The organism is Flavobacterium sp. KH_001, assembly GCF_057840745.1.
In genome coordinates, this window is record NZ_CM174520.1 from 286804 (window position 1) to 307642 (window position 20839).

The window sequence follows — 20839 nt, forward strand, 5'->3', positions numbered from 1 at the left end:
TATTATACCTTAGATTTTGTTTGAATATTATTTAACGTTCTTAAAATTTGCAACGGATTTTCATCTTGTAATTCCACCGGCAATAACTCATTTGGCCAATTTTGATAACTAAATGGTCGCACCCAACGATAAACAGCATGAATTCCAACTGCAGTAAATCTGGAATCAGAAGACGCCGGATAAGGGCCTCCGTGAATCATCGCTGGACAAACTTCAACCCCAGTAGGAACGCCATTAAAAATCAAACGCCCTACTCTGTTTTGCATTCCTTCAATTAATTCCTTATAATCTTCCAGTTCTTTTGGCTCTCCAATAATTGTCCCTGTTAATTGTCCGTCCAACTGCTTGATGATTTTCAATAATTGATGCTCATCATTACATTGTACAAGAATAGAAACCGGTCCAAAAACCTCATGGCTTAAAGTTTTGTTCTCTAAAAAAGTTTTACCATCAACGGTCAAAACCTTCTGTAATCCGTAATTAGGAGCTGCCTCGCCTTTATATTCCGCAATTTTAGAAACTCCATTTTGAGCCATCATCGTTGCTGTACCCTCTTCAAAACTGTCTTTCATTGAAGGATGTAACATACAAAACGGTGTTATTTTTTCGATTGCTTCTGATAATTCTATTGAAAACTGATTTAACTCTGCTCCCTTTATCCCAATTAATAAACCCGGATTGGTACAAAACTGACCGGCACCAAGAGTAATTGATCCTGCATAAGCAGTGGCCCATTTTTGACTATTTGTTTTTAGCGCTTCTGGCAAAAAGACTACCGGGTTTATACTTCCCATTTCGGCAAAAACCGGAATAGGCTCAGGGCGCTGTGAAGCAAGATCGAACAAAGCTCTTCCAGCACGAATACTACCAGTAAAACCAACTGCTTTTACTAACGGATGTTTAACCAAACTTGTTCCAAGCGTTGTTCCGCCACCAACAAGATTAGAGAAAACACCTTCAGGCATATTTGTTTTTTGTGCGGCTTTAAGAATTGCTGAAGCAACCATTTCACCGGTACCAACATGCATCGAGTGACTTTTTACAATTACAGGACAGCCTGCAGCTAAGGCCGAAGCAGTATCTCCGCCAGCAGTTGAAAAGGCGAATGGAAAATTACTGGATCCAAAAACGACAACAGGACCTAATGGAACCAGCATTTTTCGTAAATCTTCTTTTGGAGCCGGAAGTCTGTCTGGTAATGCTGTATCAATTGTAGCCTGAACCCAGCTTCCCTCCGCAAGCATTTGGGCAAACGCACGTAACTGACCAACCATTCTGCCGCGTTCTCCTTCTGCTCTTCCCATCGGGAATCCGGATTCGCTACAATACTGAACCAACAAATTATCTCCTAAAGCTAAAACCTCATCAGCAATAGCGTTTAAAAAAACAGCTTTTTCAAGACCGGAACAATTTTTATAGGTTCCAAATGCCTGATTAGCTAACGTAACAGCTTCTTCAATTTCTTCGGGAGTAGCTTCCGTAAAAACCCAGGGATTTTCCTTATCTAACTGCGGATTAAATGTTTTAAATGTTTTTTCTCCCGCAGCTTTAAGCGTACTTCCCACATAATTTTTTCCTGTAATCATACTATTTTTTGTTTTTTGAATGAATACTTCACATTTCTTAAATGAAGAAATTTGCAAAATCAATTCTATTCGTTGATTACTATAAATTTTTATAATCAGGTAATGTTGGTCTTGATTCTAAAGCTTTTGCAATAATACCTAAAACCTTTTCTCTCTCAGAACCACGTAATGGCAATCTAGGTGCACGAACATTTTCTGTTCCAATACCAGTTGCTACTTCTGCAAGTTTGATATTTTGAACCAAAAATGAATTAATATCTAATTCTAATAAAGGTAAAAACCATCTGTATATTTTCAATGCTTCATCGATTTGACCTGCCTTAGCCAATTTGTAAATTGCAACTGTCTCTCTAGGGAAAGCATCAACCAAACCTGAAACCCATCCGTGAGAACCCATTAATAAACTTTCTAACGCCAAAGTATCAACACCTGATAATATTTTTAAGCGATCTCCAAAACGATTGATCATTCTTGTTACATTCGATATATCTCTTGTTGATTCCTTTACAGCCTGAATGTTATCAAATTTTAAAATTTCTTCAAACATATCAAGCGTAACTTCGATTTTATAATCTACAGGATTATTGTAAACCATTATAGGCAGTGATGTATTTTTTGCTACTTCAGAAAAATAAGTTATCGTTTCAAAATCAGAAGCATTATAACGCATTGGAGGCAACATCATTAAACCTTTTGCTCCATCTTGTTCTGCTTTATTGGCTGCTAAGATTGCGCCCCGTGTAGTTTGTTCTGCAATATTCATTATAACTGGCACCTGATTATTAACCATGCTAACAGTACTTTTTACCAATTCTCTTTTTTCCTCTTCTAAAAGTGTACTGGCTTCTCCCAAAGTACCGCCAAGAATAATTCCTTCAACCCCGGCGTCTAGTTGTGCTTTTAAATTTACCTCAAACATTCTGAAGTCTAATTTATCATCTGCAGTAAATTTTGTTGTTACTGCCGGCATTACGCCTTTCCATTGAATACTCATAATATCGATTTTTATTAAAATCAAAATTATTTATATTGAACAAAGCAAGAGGCTGATAAATTACCTCAAACTAATACTATATTACCCTATATATCCAATTTAAGCAAAAAACAAACTAATATATTGCTATTTTTTTGATCAAATAAAATATATTTGATGTAACTAACCTGAACCAACCATGAAAGTTTTTCCATTCAAAATCCCTAAATCGGGAGAAGACCCCCTTATATATCAAGAAGATAGAGAAATTGTTTTTTATGACAAGCTCCATCAACACGAAGAAATTCAAATCAGTTTTATCGAAAAAGGAGAAGGTGCTGTTTTTGCTGGCGATACTATCTCACATTATCGTGAAGGTGATATACTCGTTATTGGCAGTAATTTACCCCATGTTTTTAGGAGCGAAGTACATGAAAATGAGTCTTCCGTAATGCTCACGCTGTTTTTTACAACAAACTCGTTTGGGAAAGATTTTTTTTCTCTTACTACTTTCAAAAATATTCATCCTTTTCTAGAAAGCAGCAAAAACGGCTTCATCATTCATAACGCACCAAAAAAAATTACTAAGTCATTTAAAAAATTAAAAAAGGCAGATAATTACGAACGCTTTCTTTTGTTTTTAGGAATCATAAAGTGGCTTTCAAATAATGATAAGGAGCTTTTGTCTAATCATTTATATGATAAAAAAATAACCGATAATGAAGGCAAGAGAATGCAGACGGTTTTTGAACACGTTATGACTAACTTTCAGAAAAACATTAATTTAGATGAAATTGCTTCGATTGCCAATATGACTAAAAATGCCTTTTGCCGGTATTTTAAAGTCCGGACGAACAAGTCTTTTTTTCAGTTTTTAATTGAAGTCCGAATTGAACATGCTTCAAAATTATTGGCCAACAATAGCGAACTGTCTGTTCTGGAAATTGCTGAATTGTGTGGTTTTAATAATATTTCCAATTTCAACAGGAAGTTTAAAGAGTTAAAACAAAAATCTCCATTACAATACAGAAAGCTAAACTTGTAAAGCTTCATATGAGCGCAAAGAGCACAAAGTATAAAAGCGCAAAGTTCGCAAAGCTTATATAAAACTTTGCGAACTTTGCGTAAACCTTAGCGCTCTTTGCGGTTAAATAAATTATTCAATTGAAAGTCTCGTCATAATTGGATAATGATCCGAGTTTTCGAAATCAGAAAAACTTTCAAATTGTTTGACTTTCATATTGCTGTCTGCAAAAATATAGTCAATTCGAGCAGGGTAATAACGGAATTTATAAGTTGCTCCAAAGCCTCCGCCAGCTTCTTCAAAAGTATCTTTTAGTTTTCCTTTTATATTTCGATACACATAGGAGAATGGACTATTATTCATATCTCCACAAATAATAATCGGATTTTTACATTGCTTGATATTCTCTTTAAATATTTCTGCCTGTTCTTGCTGCTGCCTAAATCCTTTACTTATTCTGGTATAAATTAATTGCGATTTTTGCTGATTTACATTATCAATATCATTAGAGATTTTATCGACGTCCGGTGAAATTTTGATAGACTGCAAATGCATATTATAAACACGAATAATATCTTTACCTCGCTTGATATCCGCATAGATCACATTATTATCTGAATTTGGAAAGATGATATTCCCTTCATACAAGATTGGGAATTTAGAAAAAATAGCCTGACCTGTTTTTATCTGATTTCCATCAATAAAAATATAACGGTGCGGGTACACTTTTAAGTCCAGATGAGCAGAATTCGAATATTCCTGAATACACAAAATATCCGGGTCTTTTTCGTCAATAAACGTTTTAATGTTTTCCGGAATATCATCGCGATCCAGCCATTTAAAAACATTAAAAAGACGCACATTATAACTCATTACAGAGAAATCTTTTTCGTCTTTGACGTATTCTTTTGCTGAAAATTTGTAAAACTTACTGATGAATGTAATTCCCGTCAAGAGAACCAAACCAGACAAAATAAGACGTTTTTTAAACTGAATAGCCCAATAAACAAAGAAGAATGCATTCAGCACAAAGAAGGCAGGCATAAACAGCGTAAGCACCGATAAAAGCGGAAAGCTCTTAGGTGCTAAAAAAGGTAAAACATAGACACTAAATGTAAGGACAGTCAGCACTATATTCAAAAAGAACATTATCTTATTAAACCACGAAAGGTTTTTCATATTTTTTTGCTAAAAGGATTATTTTCCAGCTTTAAATAAAAACTCTTTTTCTTCTTTTGTCAGACAATCATAACCTGACTGGCTAATCTTATCTAGAATTTCATCAATTTGCTGTTGCGTTTTGTCTTTCGTAACAATTCTTGATGCCGATTTTTCTGTAGGTTTTTGATAATTTTTATGAACTTTTTTGAATGGGGTCGAAGGGGATTTTTTAAATAGATTTGCGAAGAAATCAAGTGTTCTGGAAATAACAATACTCAAATCAGATCCGTTCTGAAGTAATTTGATGTAAATAAATCCAAACAAAGCGCCAGCTAAATGCGAAATATGGCCACCCATATTTTCCAAACGAAGCTGCATTAAATCCAAAATTAAAATTACAGCTGTAATGTGCCACAATTTTACATTTCCGATTAATAACAAACGAACATTCATTAGGGGCTGATAGGTTGTTGCCGCCACTAAAATGGCCATAATTGCAGCAGAAGCCCCAACTATAGATCCTGAATAACCTAGAAAATAATAACTTAATGCGAAAGTAACTCCCGCAAAAATAGCGCTTAATATATAGAGTCCTAAATATTGTTTTTGTGTAAAAAAGGTCAGGAACAACTGGCTTGCAAAATTCAAAACCATCATATTAAACAACAAGTGCAAAAACGAGGCATGAAAAAAAGCATACGTTAAAAGCGTCCAGGGTCTGAATAAAAAACTATTTGGATCTGAAGATAAAGCCAGCCAATCCGGATAAGCAAAACCTCCACCTGAATATTGATAGAAAAACACCAATGAAATCAGGAAACAGGCAATGTTCCAGTAAATAACACGCAGCGCGATTCCTCCTATTTTATATTGTAGTTTTAAATCATCTAAAATATTCATAAAGTTTCCTTTGTTTTTTAGTTTCCGATATTAAAGTTAAAAATTAATTCCAACGATTACTATTAAACTGATTTTTTTTCCAGTACCACATAATTAAAAATCCAAAAAGAGCGCCTCCAATATGTGCATAATGAGCAATACCAGATTCTATTCCCATAAATGAACTTCCGAAAATTCCAAAAAAACCATCAAATAATAACATGTAAATTGGAACAAAATACTTTGCTTTTATTGGAATTGGAATAAACATAATTCCTAGTTCTGCATTAGGAAACATAAAAGTAAAAGCAATTAATAATCCATAAACTGCACCAGATGCACCAACTACTGTTCCTAAATACGCTTCAGTAAAATGTTTAAATTCAGAAACGGTCAAAATATCTTGCCATCTTGTATCGATTTTACCCTCATTTAATAAGTTGAGAATATCTGTTTTATGAAATCCATTTGCCAGTAAAATATTTAAACTGTCCTGATAAAAATAATAATTAACAGCAAAATTAACCAAAGCCGCACCTAGCCCACATGAAATATAGAAAAACAAAAATTTCTTTCCACCCCAAAAGTGCTCCAAAGTTGATCCGAACGAATACAGCGCAAACATATTAAATGCAATATGAGTAAATCCGCCATGCATAAACATATGGGTAATAGGTTGCCAAAATTTAAATCCAGGGTTTTCTGGAAAAAAAAGCGCTAAATACTCATAAGACATCGGCACTAATTGAGCACCAATAAAAAAGATAATATTAATTATCAGTAATTGTTTTACAACAGGAGTTATCTTCATCATATGGCAAACTTTTTATCTATATCTTCAACACGCATGGTGATGAAAGTTGGTTTTTGAAAAGGTGAAATATTGGGATCTTTACAGGCAAACAATCCGTTTACCAAATTATCCTGTTCTTTTTCGGTTAAATAAGATCCCGTTTTAACCGCTAAACTTTTTGCCATCGATTTGGCAATAGTATCATTCTGACTGTAACTGCTCGCCGGAATTCCGTCTTGCAAATCAGTTAATAATTGTTCGATTACTAAGGAGACTTCGCTTTCTGTAATATTCACGGGAATTCCTGAAATCACAATATGATCGGCCTGCGCGTCATCAAAAACAAAACCTGTTGTTTCTAGTGAAGGTTTCAATTCTTCAATTAATGTCATTTCATCTGAAGAATAAAACAAATTCAAGGGAAATAACAATTGCTGACTTGAAGCCTGATTTACCGTCATATTCAGTAAAAATTGTTCGTACAAAATACGCTGGTGGGCACGTTGCTGATCAACGATAACCATTCCAGATTTTATAGGTGAAACAATATATTTTTTATGAATTTGATAGGTCTTTTGAGGTGCCGTTTCTACCTCATCATCATTAAACAAGGACGAAGTTACTTCTTCATTTTCAAAAGTAAAAGGCGAGCTTTCGATACTTTCGGTATCCAGGCCAACATACAAACTTTCCCAACTTGCAGTTGGTTCAACTCTTTTTGAATATCCGGAATAAGAGGAAACTGAAGACGAAGACGAAACTGAACTGTAACCAGAACCCGATCCCGAAGAACCAGATTTTGTATAATGCTGATTCGTTTTATCATCCGTAAACGGATTAAAAGTACCGTCAACCTGAATCGTTGGTGTTTCGGCTTCTAAATCTTTATAATGGTATGGCGTATCTAAATTGGCATCACGATCAAAATCTAAAACCGGCGCCACATTAAACTGTCCTAAACTATGTTTAATAGAAGCTCTTAAAATAGCATATAAGGCTTGTTCATCATCAAACTTAATTTCTGTTTTAGTCGGATGGATGTTGATATCAATCGTATTTGGTGGAACTTGCAGATATAAGAAATAACTTGGCTGTGAACCATCTTTTAAAAGTCCGTCGTAAGCTGCCATTACAGCATGATGCAGATAACCGCTTTTGATGAAACGATCGTTTACGAAAAAGAATTGTTCTCCTCTGTTTTTCTTCGCGAATTCAGGTTTGCAAACAAATCCCTGAACGTTAATAATCTCGGTATCTTCATTAACCGGAACTAATTTCTCATTGGTTTTTCCGGAGAAAATTCCAACAACACGCTGACGATATCCTGCAGCAGGCAAATTGTACATTTCGCTGCCATTATGATAAAAAGTAAAATGAATATTAGGATGTGCCAAAGCTACACGTTGAAACTCATCCATAACATGACGAAATTCAACCGTATCTGACTTTAAGAAATTACGACGAGCCGGAATATTAAAAAACAGATTTTTAACTGCAAATGAAGTTCCTTTTGGTAAAACTGCTACTTCCTGAGAAACGAATTTACTGCCTTCAATTACGATATGAGTTCCTAGTTCCTCCTGGTCTTGCTTGGTTTTCATTTCCATGTGCGCAATTGCCGCAATAGAAGCTAAAGCTTCACCACGAAAACCTTTTGTGCACAATGAAAACAAATCTTCTGCCTGACGAATTTTTGAAGTGGCGTGACGTTCGAAACACAAACGCGCATCGGTCACACTCATTCCTTTACCATTATCGATAACCTGTACCAATGATTTCCCGGCATCTTTAATAATTAATTTAATGTCGGTTGCATCAGCATCAACAGCATTTTCTAAAAGCTCTTTTACGACTGAAGCTGGTCTTTGAACCACTTCTCCAGCAGCAATTTGATTAGCAACGTGATCAGGAAGTAATTGAATTATACTCGACATTTAAAATTTTAGATTGTAGATTAAAGATTTGAGATTTTTGATTTGAAATCTAAATCAAGGTGTACAAATTTAATGAATTTCTGTTGGCTTTTTAAACTTAAGCTCTCATAAAAAAAACAAAAACCACAATCCTCTATAAAACAGAAAGATTGTATACAATTGCTCCTCTATTTAATTAATTTTTGCTATTTCATCTAGTGTGTAGACTTTATATTCTATCCCCAATCTTTTGGCATTTTCTTCTACAGTACTTGTAAAACCAGCTTTTTTTCTAAGTTCATTAACTTTTTCAGGATTTTGTATTGGTGATATATAATTAAAGAATTCCTTTTTTCCTGTTTCCTTATTTGTTATTTGCTTGCCCTGTCCCTGCGTTCCGTAAATTTGCTCTTTTCCTTGTTGTGTCAAGTAACGATCTTGCATCATAGCATATTTTGTAAATGGAATTTCTCCTTTTTTGGCTGCTTCTTCAATCATAGGTAAATACTTGGCAATTTTAGAAGTGTGCTGAATAACAAGCCATGCAGATTCGTTAGTTGGTTCTCCTACCAAAGTTTTTCCCGGATAACCATAAACTGCAATAATTTTTTCAATTCTAATTAAATTAATTGAATCTTGCTTATTTATTGCTGACCAAATATTTTTTCTAAACGAAGGATCATTTTCGCGACCTACTTCTTTTAGTATCTCCTTTTTACGATCTTCGGAAGTTTCGGAATCAACAAATTCCCTAAGGATTTGATCTGATTTCATAATTGAATCTAATTCAATTTTCAAGTCCTTATTAAAACCATTCTGAGAATATCCAATACAGGAAAGAAAAATAAAACCAATAACAAGTAATTGTTTTTTCATAGAAATTTAATTTACAGATTATTTCAAATGTAATATATTTCCTAACCAACTTATACTTAACAAATTCCCAAAAAAAGCATAAAAAAACCTATACTATTTTACAGTATAGGTTTTGGTATTTTTAAAACATTTGTGTTTTATTCGTTCTCGATTTTTATTGGTGTTTCTTCGATCTGAAGCGCACCTGAAGTTAATAAAGGCTGATTAAAAGGATGTGACATTGAAGCCTGTTGACGAATGTACGCCATCTTAATTGCTGCAATTGCCGCTTCAGTTCCTTTGTTTCCGTGAACTCCCCCGCTTCTATCAATTGATTGCTGCATGTTATTATCTGTCAAAACACAAAAAATAACCGGAATATCAGTTTGAACATTCAAATCTTTAATTCCTTGAGTAACACCTTCACATACAAAATCAAAATGCTTTGTCTCTCCCTGGATTACACATCCAATTACAATAACGGCATCTACGTTTTGTGTTTGCAGCATTTTCTTTGCACCATAAATCAACTCAAAACTCCCTGGAACATTCCAACGAATAATTTGCTGCGTAGGCACATCACAATCAACTAAGGCATCAAAAGCGCCATTATAAAGTCCTTCTGTTATGGTTTCGTTCCATTCAGAAACAACAATCCCAAATCGAAAGTCTTTCGCATTTGGGATTGTGTTTTTATCGTATTCTGATAAATTTTTATTTTCGGTAGCCATCTGTACTATTTTAGATTTTTGATTTCAGAATTTAGATTCTTAATTACAAATCTACAATCTTAAATCTAAAGTCTAAAATTTTTATTGCGCTAATCCAATCAATACATCAACAGAAGCTGCTTCCGGAGTTGCATCGAAGTTTTCTTTAATATCAGTTAAATATTTTAAAGCATCTTCTTTTTGACCTAAAGCCAAAGCCGTTTTACCAGCTTTTAATAAGAAACGAGGCGTTGTAAAATCATTTTTGTTAGACTCAGCAGCTTTTACATAATACTCTAAAGCCTCTTTTTGTTGATTCTTTTGAGAATAAGCATCTCCGATAGCACCTTTTGCCAAAGCACTTAAAATCAAATCTTCAGATTTAAAGTTACCTAAGTATTTAATAGCGTCATCAAATTTACCTGTATTCAAATATGCCATACCAGCATAGTAATTTGCTAAGTTTCCAGCGTCAGTTCCAGAATATTCGTCAGCAATTTTCACGAATCCGAATTTACCTTCAGAACCATTCAACGCTAATTTGTATAATGAATCGCTTGCAACACCATCAGTTGCTTTTTGGAAGTTTTGTTGAGCAACAAACATTTCGTTTGCAGCCTCATCTTGCTTAGGAGCTTCGATAAATTTTTGGTAAGCCAAATATCCAATAGTAGCAACCGCAATACCAGCAACTAAACCAATAATGATTTTTTGATTTTTAGCAACCCAATCCTCAGTTCTTGAAGCAGTTTCATCTAATTTAGAAAAAACTCCAGCAGTTGTACTGTCTTTTTCGTCAATGATTACCTGTGTTTCTTCAGTTACTTCTTTAACTTCCTTCTCTTTTGGTGCTTTATATCCTCTTTTATTGTAAGTAGCCATTTAAAATTAATTTAGTGAACGGCAAAAATAAAATTTTTATTGAAACTGAGGTAAAAAAAATCAATTTTATCACTATTTTAAAAAAAATATTTTTCCGAATGCTAAGTCCTTTCTTCTCAGCACTAAAATAATTCATCTTGAAACACGCCAAAAGCCTTTTATATCAATAATTTTCGATAATTTGCACCCTCAATTTTTTGATGTTCCAAAACGCAGATTTTCCAGGCTAATACTCAAATTTTAGCCACAGATTTCACAGATTCTCACAGATTGCAAAAGGTTTTCACAGTATTTAGCAGAAAAAATCCTTTAAAATCTTTTAATCTGTGGCAAAAAACAAAATCTCGCCTATAAAAACTTCAAATTTTACCCTTAGAGTTTCTTAAAAAATGCATTTAAACAAAATTTCTTTATTCAATTATAAAAATTTCGCCGAAGTCAGTTTCGATTTTGACCTCAAGATTAATTGTTTTGTCGGCAAAAACGGAATTGGCAAGACTAATGTGCTCGATGCAATCTATCATTTAGCATACGGAAAAAGCTATTTTAATCCGTTAGCGGTTCAAAATATCAAACACGGGGAAGAGTTTTTTGTTATTGATGCCGAGATAGTAAAAAATGACAGAACAGAACAAATTGTCTGCAGTTTAAAAAAAGGACAAAAGAAGGTTTTAAAAAGAAACGGTAAAGCTTACGACAAATTCTCAGATCATATTGGATTTATTCCTCTTGTAATAATTTCGCCAGCCGATCGTGATTTAATTGTAGAAGGAAGCGAGACGCGTCGTAAATTCATGGACAGCGTTATCTCGCAATTAGACTCCACTTACCTGCATCAGCTTATTCAATATCAAAAAGTAATCGTGCAGCGAAATGCGCTTTTGAAGTATTTTGCCCTGAATCATACTTTTGATAACGATACCTTATCTATATATAATGAGCAGTTAAATAGTTTTGGACAATCTATTTTTGAAAAGCGAAAAGATTTTCTGGAGCAATTTATACCTATATTTAATGTACATCATCAGGCTATCACAGGGTCTGAAGAAACTGTGCAATTGGTTTATGAAAGTCATCTTTACGAAAAAGACCTATTAACTCTTTTACAGGAAAACATAAATAAAGACCGGGCACTTCATTACACAAGTGTCGGAATCCATAAAGACGATTTGTCTTTTGAAATCGATTCTTATCCTATAAAAAAATTCGGATCTCAAGGTCAGCAAAAATCTTTTTTGATTGCTTTGAAATTGGCTCAATTTGAATTTTTAAAGAAACAAAGCGGGGTAAAGCCACTTTTACTTTTTGATGATATTTTTGACAAACTGGACGAAACCCGTGTTTCCAAAATCATCGAAATGGTCAACAGCGAAACTTTCGGTCAACTTTTTATTTCAGACACACACCCCGAACGTACCGAAGCAATTGTAAAATCGACGCATCAAAGTTATAAGATATTCAATTTATAAATTTTGTTTCAGGTTTCAAGTTTCCAAGCATGACGTTTGAAACTGCAAGCCTTATCTCTAAATTGATTTTACCTTTCTGTTATGAAATCAAAATTGAAAAATCATTACTTTAGCAATACTTTATTTTAAAATTCAATATCATGAAATTCCCCAAAATTGTATTGCTTATAGTTTCAATTTTCCTATTCTCCTGCAACAACCAAAAAGCAAAACCTTTTGAATCGATTGCACCAAAAGAATTTGCAGAAAAAATCGAAACAACTGATAAACCTCAAATTTTAGATGTTAGAACTCCGGAAGAATTTGAATCTGAACATATTGATAATGCTGTAAATGTAAACTGGAATAGTGATGATTTTGCAACAAAAGCCGAATCTTACGATAAATCAAAACCTGTTTTTGTGTACTGCTTAAGTGGGGGAAGAAGTAAAAAAGCAGCCGCAAAACTTCAGGAACTTGGTTTTACTACTATTTATGAGTTAGACGGTGGCTTCTTAAACTGGAGCGAAGCAGGATTATCGAATCCGTCGACGGCTCAGGCTGGAATGACGATGAATGATTTTAATGATTTATTAGATACAGACAAAAAAGTTTTAGTTGATTTTTATGCCGAATGGTGTGGACCTTGCAAACAAATGGAACCGTTTATTTCGAAAATGCAAAAGGAAATGGCAGACAAGGTTGTAATTGTTCGCATTGATGTGGACAAAAACAAATCTTTGGCAGAAACAATGAAAATCACTTCTCTTCCTACTATTTTGATTTACGAAAACAAAGCCGTGCAAAAGAAAATAATAGGCCTGACTTCTGAACAAAACTTAAAAGAACAACTGCAATAACACAGAATATGCTAACGAAAGAATCATTGCAATTTTTAGACGATTTAAAAAAGAACAACAACAGAGACTGGTTTCAGGACAATAAAAAACGATACGAGATTTTCAAAAAAGACTATCATCAATTGGTGAGTGATTTTCTGGATATTATGAAACCGCTTGATCCTTCTTTGGAATTATTAGAAGTGAAAAACTGCACTTTCCGAATCAATCGTGACATTCGGTTTTCCAAAGACAAATCACCTTATAAAGCACATTTAGGCGTTTGGATGTCTGCCGGGGCTAAAGGTGCCAATCGTTCTGGATATTATGTTCACATTGAAAAAGGAGCTAGTTTTATTGCCGGCGGATTTTATTCGCCAGAAGCTGCAGACTTAAAAAAAGTCCGTAAAGAAATTGCTTTTTTTCATGATGATTTACAAGCTATTTTGGCTGATAAAAACTTCAAAAAGGAATTTGGAAGTTTAGATGTAAACGAAACCAATTCGCTTAAAAGCATGCCGCGTGGTTACGAAAAAGACCATCCGGCGATTGAATTTTTAAAACTGAAAAGCTTTACCGCAACTCAAAAATATGATATTGCCGAGGTGACTCAAAAAGATTTTGTTGCCAAAATGAGCAAGAAATTAATCACATTAAAACCATTAAACGAGTTCATCAATCGTGCTTTAGAAACAGATGAATTTTAGAAAAAATAAAATTTCGCCACAGATTTCCACAGATTAAAAAATTCTTTGAAATCTGTGAAATCTGTGGCAAAATAATTCAGCAATTCGAAAAAAATTATCGCCACGAATTCACGAATGAATTTAAAATAATTCGTGAATTCGTGGCGAAAAAAGACAATAATGAAAAGAAAAATACTTTTTCTGGGAGAATCGTATCGTGCGGACGCTATTACGTGGATGAAAGGTTTGAAAGAATTTGGCGATTTTGAAATTTGTACCTGGGAACTTCAAACACCAAACAATTCAAAACTAAATCGATTCAAACGTATTTTAGAATACGCCTTCTCTCCTATTTCTATTCGAAAAACAATCCGACGCGAAAAACCGGATATGATTATTGCAGAGAGAACAACCAGTTACGGTTTTCTTGCTGCCATTTCTGGAATGCACCCAATTGCAATTGCACAGCAAGGCCGAACCGATTTATGGCCGGAAGGTTCCATTTTATTACCACTTAAAAAAATCATACAAAAACACGCTTTCAAAAAAGCTGACCTAATTCATGCCTGGGGGCCAGTTATGACCATTTCAATGAAGCAAATCGGAGTTGACATGAGCAAAGTCTTGGTGATCCCTAAAGGAATTGATTTAACGCTTTTTACTCCTTCTATTAATAATTCAAATAAAATTGAAGCGATTGTAACTAGATCTTTACAACCGGAATATCGTCATGATTCAATTTTAAAAGCTTTTGCTATTTTACATCAAAAAGGAATAGATTTCACTTTGACCATTGTGGGAGACGGAACAAGATTACAGTTTTTAAAAGATTTAGCGGCAACATTACAAATCGAAAACAAAGTAATTTTTACAGGCAGAATTCCGAATACTGAACTTCCGAAATTATTACAGGAATCGAATATTTACATCAGCATGCCCATTACCGAAGGTGTTTCTGCTTCTTTATTTGAAGCAATGGCTTGCAGTTGTTATCCTGTAGTTTCTGACATTCCCGGAAATCAAAGCTGGATCAAACATCATGAAAACGGACAATTAATTACAATTGATGATGTCGAAATGCTGGCAGAAGAATTGATTTGGTCTTTTAAAAATAGCGAATCCCGAAATAATGCCATTTTAGATAATCGAAAATTTGTAGAGGAGAATGCGAATTATGATATTAATATGAAGATTATTGCGGATAAATATCATGAGTTAATGAATAGGAAATTTTGATATTTTTTCTAACTACTTGATTTTTCAAAACACAATTTATCAAAATTTAACAAGATTTTACTTTATTTATTTTAAGTTTGCCAACAATAAAAACAATGAATGGAAGATTTAATAAATGAATCTTATGAATTTGAGCAAGTCGACAAAAATCCTTCCCATGTTAAATATGATTTTGTAAGTATTGGTAAAAAGGATATTCCTAAAAGGGTTGCAATTCGAAAATATCCACAACGTGGTTTAGAGCGATATTATAATTTAGGATTTGGAAACATTCATATCGATGAAAATGGCAAAGAAACAATTTCTGATATGGCACGAGACAATAATAAAAATGATAAAAACAAAGTCCTAAAAACAGTATTTACCTGTGCCTTAGATTTTTTATCTACTTATCCTAATTCAATTTTAACCTTTTTCGGAAATACTCATGCAAAACACAGGTTATACAAAATCGGATTAAATAATAATTTAGCCTCAATTGAACGTTTTTTTATTATAAGAGGTGGAATTATTAGAGATTTAGAGATCCAAGAAAATGCAGAAACAGGAAAACAGCCCAATTCAATTATCAATGTTGACAAAATTGAATATCAAATATACGACTCTAATAAAAGTAAATTATATAATTTTATAACATTTGAGATTAAAGATGAGTTCAAATAATTTTTATACTTTTGTACTACAAATGACTGCGTTATGAAAAATATAATTAAAGATATTTTAAACGAATCTGAAAAAAAAACTACTGTATCCTACAAAGACAAGGAAAACAGAAAATCTTTTGATGAAACTTTTGGAAAACAAAAAATGGAAATAGCCTCTAGCTTGATTGGAGACAATTCAATTTCCCTTTCTAAAAAACTAGCTACAAAATAAAATTACGAATCAATATATAGAAGCCTTCAAACTTGAAGGCTTTTTTTATTTAGCATTAAGAAAAAAAAAACTCTTAGTAACTTTTCCTATATCTCTACGACATACTATTAAAAGTAATTGTTTAATTTAATCTAAAACAGAGATGAATAATAGAAGAAATTGGCTGAAACAAATAAGTTTAGGTACTATAGCATTAGGATTTTATAACGTTGAAGCATTTGCAAAACCTGTTGAAGAACCTATTTTTCCTGATTTAGACAATTCTCCTATAACACTTCGATCAAATGAAAATCCGTATGGTCCGTCTCCATTAGCTCGTGCTGCAATGGCAAAAAGCATCAATACCAGTAATCGATATGGCTGGGATCTTTCGGCAGAATTAATCACGCATATCGCTAAAAAGAATGCTGTTTCAGACCATAATATTCTGTTAGGTGCTGGTTCAACAGAAATTTTAGATTTAGTACTTCAATTTACTGCATTAAAAAAAGGTAATTTCATTTTGGCGGAAACCACTTTCGACTACTGGACAGCGCCTTCTGAAAAACTAGGACTTAAGAAAATTACTGTTCCCTTAACTAAACACAAAAAACATGACTTAACGGCCATGTTGAAAGCTATCGACTCAGATACTAAAATGATTTATATCTGCAATCCGAATAACCCAACAGGAACGATATGTAGCAGACAAGAATTGGAATCCTTTATAAAAGAAGCAACAAAAAAAGCAATAGTGTTTGTTGATGAGGCTTATATCGATTTTACAAAAGAACAATCCTTAAGTGATTTGGTTTTCGAAAATAAAAATTTGATTATCACCAAGACTTTTTCAAAAATGTACGGTTTGGCCGGCGCCCGAGTTGGGTATGCTATTGCACATGCTACTACTATTGAAGAACTTGACACTGTGAGATCATCACAGAATATGGCAGTCAGCGTTGTCTCGACAGCGGCAGCTATAGCCTCTTTAAATGATGAGAAATTTATTCAACAAGTACATACATCAAATGAAGAAGTAAAAAAATATACGATAGACCAGCTAACTCTTCTTAACTTAAACTGCATTCCGTCCCATTCTAATTTTATTTATTTTTCTTTAGATAATTATAAAAAAGAGTACTTCAAACAATTGAAAGATCATAATATAACTGGAACAAAAATTTACGAAGAAAATGGAAAATGGACCCGAATTACCATAGGAACCATGAAAGAAATGCAACGATTTATTGCAGCTATAAAATAATCAAATCGCTTAACAGCCAACATAACTAAAAACCCCCATTGGTTTAATAATTTTTCCTTTTTCAGCCGTTTTAGAAAAATATAATGTAGGCCTTGAGAGGTTATAATGATATGATGTATCTATAATTAAATCTAATTTAGAATCTCCATCAATATCACCAGCAAAAATGATTTTGATCATTTGATCATCAAAACTTTTTTGTGCAACTAAAAGATCTGTGATTTCTTTTCCGTTAACTTTTGATGTCAAATACAATTTATAATTTGACACCTCAATCCAATCAGAGCCTTTTTTATCGCCGGTTGCAGACAAAGCATATTCTATCCCTTCAAAAGAAAATTTAAAATTATCTCCTGGATAAATACTCTTCGGCAAAATTATGCTTGATATATCTCTATTATTTAAATAAGGTAGTTTTTCAATTAAAACTACACAAGTATCTTTTGTTGCAACGCTAACATTCCATCCTGTTTGTTCATCTTCGGTTTCATCAATTATAGCATCATGTGCGTTTTTAATTGTTACCTTAGTTTCCACAAGAGTATAGTTATCCTTACTTTTAAAAAGTCCAAACCAAATTTTCTTATCCAAATTAGGATCAACTTCATCATTATGAAATGTTTCAAGTTCAAGAATCTTGACTTTCAAAGTGCTGTCAACAGGAAAAGAGAAATTATCTATTTTAGAATTTGTTAAAGCCACTTCAGATTTCTCTGTGGATTTTTTAATCGTAATCTTCTTAATTACATTTTCTTCTTTAGATTTTATACAGCTTAAGAATTGCAAAATTACAAGAAACAAAAGCAATGTTCGATAAGTTATTTTCATCTTTAAAAGATTGATATTTTTAAATCAAACATACGAAAGATAAAATCTAATATCACAACCAACATGAAAATTAAACTACAATATCAAAAAGTCTTTAGTACGAAAATTCACAAATGCTCCTTCATCTGAATTAAAATTTTAATTTGATATTTATTTAAAACCCAATTCAAATAAATTATAATCCTTACTTTTGAGCTCAGAATTATTCCGAAACTTCGGGATCAAAAAAGCCTTTTATTTATGGAAATCCAATCCAATTTTTCTTTAAAAAACTACAATACTTTTGGTATTGAAGCCAAAGCCAAACAATTTGTTGCAGTACATTCGGTTGCTGAATTGAAAACTATTTTAGAAGCACACAAAAACGAGAAAAAATTCATTTTAGGCGGAGGAAGCAATATGCTTTTAACTAAAGATATTGACGCCCTGGTAATTCATATCGATTTAAAAGGAAAAAAAATCATTAAAGAAGATGAAGATTTTGTCTGGGTTGAAAGTCAGGCCGGCGAGACTTGGCATGACTTTGTACTTTATACAATCGAAAATAATTTTGGAGGTTTAGAAAACATGTCCCTAATTCCCGGAAATGTCGGTACAACTCCGGTTCAAAATATTGGTGCTTACGGAACTGAAATCAAAGATACTTTTATTTCGTGTGAAGCCATCAATATCGAATCTCAGGAAATCAAAACCTTCAAGAATTCTGAATGTAATTTTGGATACCGAGAAAGCATCTTTAAAAATGAAGTTAAAGACCAATATATCATTACGTCTGTAATTTATAAATTGACCAAACGCAATCATAAAATCAATACTTCTTACGGAGACATTACCGCTGAATTAGCTAAAAATAATATTGTTACACCCACTTTAAAAGATGTAAGCAACGCCGTAATTGCAATCAGACAAAGCAAATTACCCGATCCGAAAGAATTGGGAAATAGCGGAAGCTTCTTTAAAAATCCGATTTTATTAAAATCTGATTTCGAAAAAATCCATCTGAAATTTCCTGAAATGAAATATTACGAAGTTTCTGAAACTGAAGTTAAAGTCCCGGCTGGTTGGTTAATTGAACAGGCTGGTTTTAAAGGAAAACGTTTTGGAGATGCCGGAGTACATAAAAATCAGGCTTTGGTTTTAGTGAATTATGGAAATGCAACCGGGCAAGAAATATTAGCGGTTTCAAAAGATGTTCAAAAAACTGTTTTTGAAACTTTCGGAATTCATATTGAAGCTGAAGTAAACGTAATTTAAGAATTTTATAATTTATTTTTATAAATGAAAGAACTTAACTTCAGAGTCATTCTACTTCAATTGCTTGGAATGATTTTCCTGATTCATGGCACACTTCAACTGCGGTTTTACACTGTCGCTGAAGAGTTCATTTGTGCCACAACTCACAATAATAAATCGGAATGCTGGAATAGATTATTCCCTTCAAAAGAAGCTTTTTTTGACTTTTGGCCAGGTATTTATATCTGGATATTCTTAGGCCTTATAGCTGGAATTCTTCTGGTTTCTTTCTTGAATTGGAAACATAAATTTTCATCATTAAATACCATTTTGGTCGCAATTGTAATGTATATCATCCTAAGACTTAAATTTTTTAGAAGAGGTGTATTTTCCCGTTTATTTGATTTTTTCGTATCTGCATTTTCTGATGATTTTGTAATCCAATTTATAATTGGAGGAATTACTTTTACCTTACTGGGGCTTTTGATTTTATGGTTCAGTGTAAAACCAAATTTGTTTGCTGTGAAAAACGAAACAAAATCAAATTAAAAATCAATGTCAAAACAAATTTCCATAATTGTAACCAATCCAAATGATGAAAAAGTTCTGGCAATCATAGAAGAATTGTCGGCAAATCTTTATCTTCGTTTTGGAAGCGATGGAAAGAATTCTTTTAACGATTGGGAATACAATAATTCAAAATATGTTTTTGCTGTTGCCAAAATTGACGATGAAATTGTTGGATGCGGCGCGATTAGACCAATTTCTGAAAATATTGGAGAAGTAAAACGAATGTATTCTAAATATCCGGGAAAGAAAATCGGGCAAACAGTTTTGGCCTTTTTAGAAAATAAAGCTAAAACAATTGGTTATACTGATTTGATTTTAGAGACACGAGTGAAAAATCAAGAAGCAACAGCATTTTATAAAAAACAAGATTATAAAGTAATTCCTAATTACGGAAAATATACCGATCGCCCGGAAGCCATTTGCTTTGGAAAATCTTTAAAATAAACTCACAAATGTATACACCCGAAATATACAAAAACGAAGATCCTGAATCAATCAGAACTTTTTTGAAAGAAAACAGTTTTGGAATTCTCATCAATCAGACTAACGGAAAATTGTGTGCAACCCATATTCCGATAGAACTTGAAGTAAATGCTGATGGAAAAGAAATCCTGCAAGGGCATATTTCAAAACTGAATCCGCAAGCAGAAGGTTTTGCTGAAAACGATCAGGTTTTGGCTGTTTTTACAGGTCCACATAGTTATATTTCTCCTTCCTGGTATGATCACGAAAATGTACCAACATGGAATTATATAGCCGTACATGTTTATGGAAGAATTAAAATTGTCGATGAAGAAAGTACAATAGAACAATTAAAAAAACTGGTTGATAAATACGAAGCTAGTTCAGAGAATCCGATTAGAGTTGAGAATTTATCAACAAAAACAATGCGTGAAGCCAGGGGCATATTTGGTTTCGAAATAGAAATCGATGAGATTCAGGCCACAAAAAAACTCTCTCAAAATCGCGATGATCACAATTATAAAAATATAATATCGGAATTAGAAAAAACCGAAAACCCTCAGGCTATTGCTGTTGCAAAAGAAATGGCGAAATGCCGAAAGTAAATTGGAATTAACCATTGAAAATTACGAATTCATAAGT

22 protein-coding genes are annotated in these 20839 nt (G+C 33.2%); 12 read left to right on the forward strand and 10 right to left on the reverse strand.

Going from position 1 to position 20839, the window contains the following annotated elements; genetic code table 11:
* Nucleotides 1-2 precede the first annotated feature (2 nt).
* The gene (locus tag AC3ITQ_RS01310; RefSeq protein WP_489236500.1) at nucleotides 3-1586 is read right to left on the reverse strand and encodes an aldehyde dehydrogenase (NADP(+)); all 1584 of its coding nucleotides are present in this window, start codon (nucleotides 1584-1586) and stop codon (nucleotides 3-5) included.
* 79 nt (nucleotides 1587-1665) lie between these two features.
* Nucleotides 1666-2580: a dihydrodipicolinate synthase family protein gene (locus AC3ITQ_RS01315; RefSeq protein ID WP_489236501.1), complete on the reverse strand. Its 915-nt coding sequence runs from the start codon at nucleotides 2578-2580 to the stop codon at nucleotides 1666-1668.
* 178 nt (nucleotides 2581-2758) lie between these two features.
* On the opposite strand from AC3ITQ_RS01315, the gene AC3ITQ_RS01320 reads away from it, so the two are divergent.
* The gene (locus AC3ITQ_RS01320) at nucleotides 2759-3604 is read left to right on the forward strand and encodes an AraC family transcriptional regulator (RefSeq protein ID WP_489236502.1); all 846 of its coding nucleotides are present in this window, start codon (nucleotides 2759-2761) and stop codon (nucleotides 3602-3604) included.
* 111 nt (nucleotides 3605-3715) lie between these two features.
* On the opposite strand, the gene AC3ITQ_RS01325 is transcribed toward AC3ITQ_RS01320, so the two are convergent.
* From AC3ITQ_RS01325 to AC3ITQ_RS01355, 7 genes are all read right to left on the reverse strand, one after another.
* On the reverse strand, nucleotides 3716-4762 hold the full coding sequence (locus AC3ITQ_RS01325) for an endonuclease/exonuclease/phosphatase family protein (protein ID WP_489236503.1): 1047 nt from the start codon (nucleotides 4760-4762) through the stop codon (nucleotides 3716-3718).
* Nucleotides 4763-4780: 18 nt separating this feature from the next.
* Nucleotides 4781-5644 (reverse strand): rhomboid family intramembrane serine protease, encoded by an 864-nt coding sequence (locus AC3ITQ_RS01330; RefSeq protein ID WP_489236504.1) that lies wholly within the window; start codon nucleotides 5642-5644, stop codon nucleotides 4781-4783.
* A gap of 43 nt (nucleotides 5645-5687) precedes the next feature.
* On the reverse strand, nucleotides 5688-6437 hold the full coding sequence (locus tag AC3ITQ_RS01335) for a rhomboid family intramembrane serine protease (RefSeq protein WP_489236505.1): 750 nt from the start codon (nucleotides 6435-6437) through the stop codon (nucleotides 5688-5690).
* Nucleotides 6434-8350 carry a DNA mismatch repair endonuclease MutL gene (gene mutL / locus AC3ITQ_RS01340; RefSeq protein ID WP_489236506.1) on the reverse strand — a complete coding sequence of 639 codons (1917 nt, stop codon included), beginning with the start codon at nucleotides 8348-8350 and terminating at the stop codon, nucleotides 6434-6436. The genes AC3ITQ_RS01335 and mutL overlap by 4 nt, the downstream gene beginning before the upstream one ends.
* Before the next feature lie 171 nt (nucleotides 8351-8521).
* Nucleotides 8522-9205 carry a DUF6624 domain-containing protein gene (locus AC3ITQ_RS01345; RefSeq protein ID WP_489236507.1) on the reverse strand — a complete coding sequence of 228 codons (684 nt, stop codon included), beginning with the start codon at nucleotides 9203-9205 and terminating at the stop codon, nucleotides 8522-8524.
* A gap of 137 nt (nucleotides 9206-9342) precedes the next feature.
* Nucleotides 9343-9915 carry a 6,7-dimethyl-8-ribityllumazine synthase gene (gene ribH / locus AC3ITQ_RS01350; RefSeq protein WP_375033583.1) on the reverse strand — a complete coding sequence of 191 codons (573 nt, stop codon included), beginning with the start codon at nucleotides 9913-9915 and terminating at the stop codon, nucleotides 9343-9345.
* 81 nt (nucleotides 9916-9996) lie between these two features.
* The gene (locus AC3ITQ_RS01355; protein WP_375033584.1) at nucleotides 9997-10776 is read right to left on the reverse strand and encodes a tetratricopeptide repeat protein; all 780 of its coding nucleotides are present in this window, start codon (nucleotides 10774-10776) and stop codon (nucleotides 9997-9999) included.
* 389 nt (nucleotides 10777-11165) lie between these two features.
* Here AC3ITQ_RS01355 and recF point away from each other — a divergent pair, with 389 nt between their 5' ends.
* The 7 genes from recF to hisC all read left to right on the forward strand — a co-directional run bounded on the left by recF (nucleotide 11166) and on the right by hisC (nucleotide 17104).
* Nucleotides 11166-12245, forward strand: a complete 1080-nt coding sequence (gene recF / locus AC3ITQ_RS01360) for a DNA replication/repair protein RecF (protein WP_489236508.1) — start codon at nucleotides 11166-11168, stop codon at nucleotides 12243-12245.
* A 140-nt stretch (nucleotides 12246-12385) separates the two neighbouring features.
* Nucleotides 12386-13084 carry a thioredoxin gene (gene trxA, locus AC3ITQ_RS01365; protein WP_489236509.1) on the forward strand — a complete coding sequence of 233 codons (699 nt, stop codon included), beginning with the start codon at nucleotides 12386-12388 and terminating at the stop codon, nucleotides 13082-13084.
* Between the two features lie 8 nt (nucleotides 13085-13092).
* Complete coding sequence (locus AC3ITQ_RS01370) at nucleotides 13093-13770, forward strand: DUF2461 domain-containing protein (RefSeq protein WP_489236510.1); 678 nt, start codon at nucleotides 13093-13095, stop codon at nucleotides 13768-13770.
* A 159-nt stretch (nucleotides 13771-13929) separates the two neighbouring features.
* On the forward strand, nucleotides 13930-14985 hold the full coding sequence (locus AC3ITQ_RS01375; protein ID WP_489236511.1) for a glycosyltransferase: 1056 nt from the start codon (nucleotides 13930-13932) through the stop codon (nucleotides 14983-14985).
* 99 nt (nucleotides 14986-15084) lie between these two features.
* Nucleotides 15085-15648 carry a DUF6934 family protein gene (locus AC3ITQ_RS01380; RefSeq protein ID WP_489236512.1) on the forward strand — a complete coding sequence of 188 codons (564 nt, stop codon included), beginning with the start codon at nucleotides 15085-15087 and terminating at the stop codon, nucleotides 15646-15648.
* Between the two features lie 33 nt (nucleotides 15649-15681).
* On the forward strand, nucleotides 15682-15861 hold the full coding sequence (locus AC3ITQ_RS01385; RefSeq protein WP_489236513.1) for a hypothetical protein: 180 nt from the start codon (nucleotides 15682-15684) through the stop codon (nucleotides 15859-15861).
* Nucleotides 15862-16003: 142 nt separating this feature from the next.
* Complete coding sequence (hisC, locus tag AC3ITQ_RS01390) at nucleotides 16004-17104, forward strand: histidinol-phosphate transaminase (protein WP_489236514.1); 1101 nt, start codon at nucleotides 16004-16006, stop codon at nucleotides 17102-17104.
* A 9-nt stretch (nucleotides 17105-17113) separates the two neighbouring features.
* Here hisC and AC3ITQ_RS01395 read toward each other — a convergent pair whose 3' ends face one another.
* Nucleotides 17114-17932: a hypothetical protein gene (locus AC3ITQ_RS01395; RefSeq protein WP_489236515.1), complete on the reverse strand. Its 819-nt coding sequence runs from the start codon at nucleotides 17930-17932 to the stop codon at nucleotides 17114-17116.
* A gap of 240 nt (nucleotides 17933-18172) precedes the next feature.
* Between AC3ITQ_RS01395 and murB the strand changes: the two genes are divergently transcribed.
* From murB to AC3ITQ_RS01415, 4 genes are read left to right on the forward strand one after another with little or no spacing between them, the layout of a single operon-like run.
* Entirely contained in the window at nucleotides 18173-19186 is a 1014-nt protein-coding gene (gene murB, locus AC3ITQ_RS01400) for a UDP-N-acetylmuramate dehydrogenase (RefSeq protein ID WP_489236516.1), read from the forward strand.
* Nucleotides 19187-19210: 24 nt separating this feature from the next.
* Nucleotides 19211-19714, forward strand: a complete 504-nt coding sequence (locus AC3ITQ_RS01405) for a hypothetical protein (RefSeq protein ID WP_489236517.1) — start codon at nucleotides 19211-19213, stop codon at nucleotides 19712-19714.
* A 6-nt stretch (nucleotides 19715-19720) separates the two neighbouring features.
* The gene (locus tag AC3ITQ_RS01410) at nucleotides 19721-20179 is read left to right on the forward strand and encodes a GNAT family N-acetyltransferase (protein ID WP_489236518.1); all 459 of its coding nucleotides are present in this window, start codon (nucleotides 19721-19723) and stop codon (nucleotides 20177-20179) included.
* Between the two features lie 8 nt (nucleotides 20180-20187).
* Nucleotides 20188-20802 carry an FMN-binding negative transcriptional regulator gene (locus AC3ITQ_RS01415; protein WP_489236519.1) on the forward strand — a complete coding sequence of 205 codons (615 nt, stop codon included), beginning with the start codon at nucleotides 20188-20190 and terminating at the stop codon, nucleotides 20800-20802.
* Nucleotides 20803-20839 lie beyond the last annotated feature (37 nt).

Bases quoted from the DNA above. Each gene is read 5' to 3' on its own strand.
- AC3ITQ_RS01310 (WP_489236500.1), bottom strand. From the start codon at position 1,586: ATGATTACAGGAAAAAATTATGTGGGAAGTACGCTTAAAGCTGCGGGA.
- AC3ITQ_RS01315 (WP_489236501.1), bottom strand. From the start codon at position 2,580: ATGAGTATTCAATGGAAAGGCGTAATGCCGGCAGTAACAACAAAATTT.
- AC3ITQ_RS01320 (WP_489236502.1), top strand. From the start codon at position 2,759: ATGAAAGTTTTTCCATTCAAAATCCCTAAATCGGGAGAAGACCCCCTT.
- AC3ITQ_RS01325 (WP_489236503.1), bottom strand. From the start codon at position 4,762: ATGAAAAACCTTTCGTGGTTTAATAAGATAATGTTCTTTTTGAATATA.
- AC3ITQ_RS01330 (WP_489236504.1), bottom strand. From the start codon at position 5,644: ATGAATATTTTAGATGATTTAAAACTACAATATAAAATAGGAGGAATC.
- AC3ITQ_RS01335 (WP_489236505.1), bottom strand. From the start codon at position 6,437: ATGATGAAGATAACTCCTGTTGTAAAACAATTACTGATAATTAATATT.
- mutL (WP_489236506.1), bottom strand. From the start codon at position 8,350: ATGTCGAGTATAATTCAATTACTTCCTGATCACGTTGCTAATCAAATT.
- AC3ITQ_RS01345 (WP_489236507.1), bottom strand. From the start codon at position 9,205: ATGAAAAAACAATTACTTGTTATTGGTTTTATTTTTCTTTCCTGTATT.
- ribH (WP_375033583.1), bottom strand. From the start codon at position 9,915: ATGGCTACCGAAAATAAAAATTTATCAGAATACGATAAAAACACAATC.
- AC3ITQ_RS01355 (WP_375033584.1), bottom strand. From the start codon at position 10,776: ATGGCTACTTACAATAAAAGAGGATATAAAGCACCAAAAGAGAAGGAA.
- recF (WP_489236508.1), top strand. From the start codon at position 11,166: ATGCATTTAAACAAAATTTCTTTATTCAATTATAAAAATTTCGCCGAA.
- trxA (WP_489236509.1), top strand. From the start codon at position 12,386: ATGAAATTCCCCAAAATTGTATTGCTTATAGTTTCAATTTTCCTATTC.
- AC3ITQ_RS01370 (WP_489236510.1), top strand. From the start codon at position 13,093: ATGCTAACGAAAGAATCATTGCAATTTTTAGACGATTTAAAAAAGAAC.
- AC3ITQ_RS01375 (WP_489236511.1), top strand. From the start codon at position 13,930: ATGAAAAGAAAAATACTTTTTCTGGGAGAATCGTATCGTGCGGACGCT.
- AC3ITQ_RS01380 (WP_489236512.1), top strand. From the start codon at position 15,085: ATGGAAGATTTAATAAATGAATCTTATGAATTTGAGCAAGTCGACAAA.
- AC3ITQ_RS01385 (WP_489236513.1), top strand. From the start codon at position 15,682: ATGAAAAATATAATTAAAGATATTTTAAACGAATCTGAAAAAAAAACT.
- hisC (WP_489236514.1), top strand. From the start codon at position 16,004: ATGAATAATAGAAGAAATTGGCTGAAACAAATAAGTTTAGGTACTATA.
- AC3ITQ_RS01395 (WP_489236515.1), bottom strand. From the start codon at position 17,932: ATGAAAATAACTTATCGAACATTGCTTTTGTTTCTTGTAATTTTGCAA.
- murB (WP_489236516.1), top strand. From the start codon at position 18,173: ATGGAAATCCAATCCAATTTTTCTTTAAAAAACTACAATACTTTTGGT.
- AC3ITQ_RS01405 (WP_489236517.1), top strand. From the start codon at position 19,211: ATGAAAGAACTTAACTTCAGAGTCATTCTACTTCAATTGCTTGGAATG.
- AC3ITQ_RS01410 (WP_489236518.1), top strand. From the start codon at position 19,721: ATGTCAAAACAAATTTCCATAATTGTAACCAATCCAAATGATGAAAAA.
- AC3ITQ_RS01415 (WP_489236519.1), top strand. From the start codon at position 20,188: ATGTATACACCCGAAATATACAAAAACGAAGATCCTGAATCAATCAGA.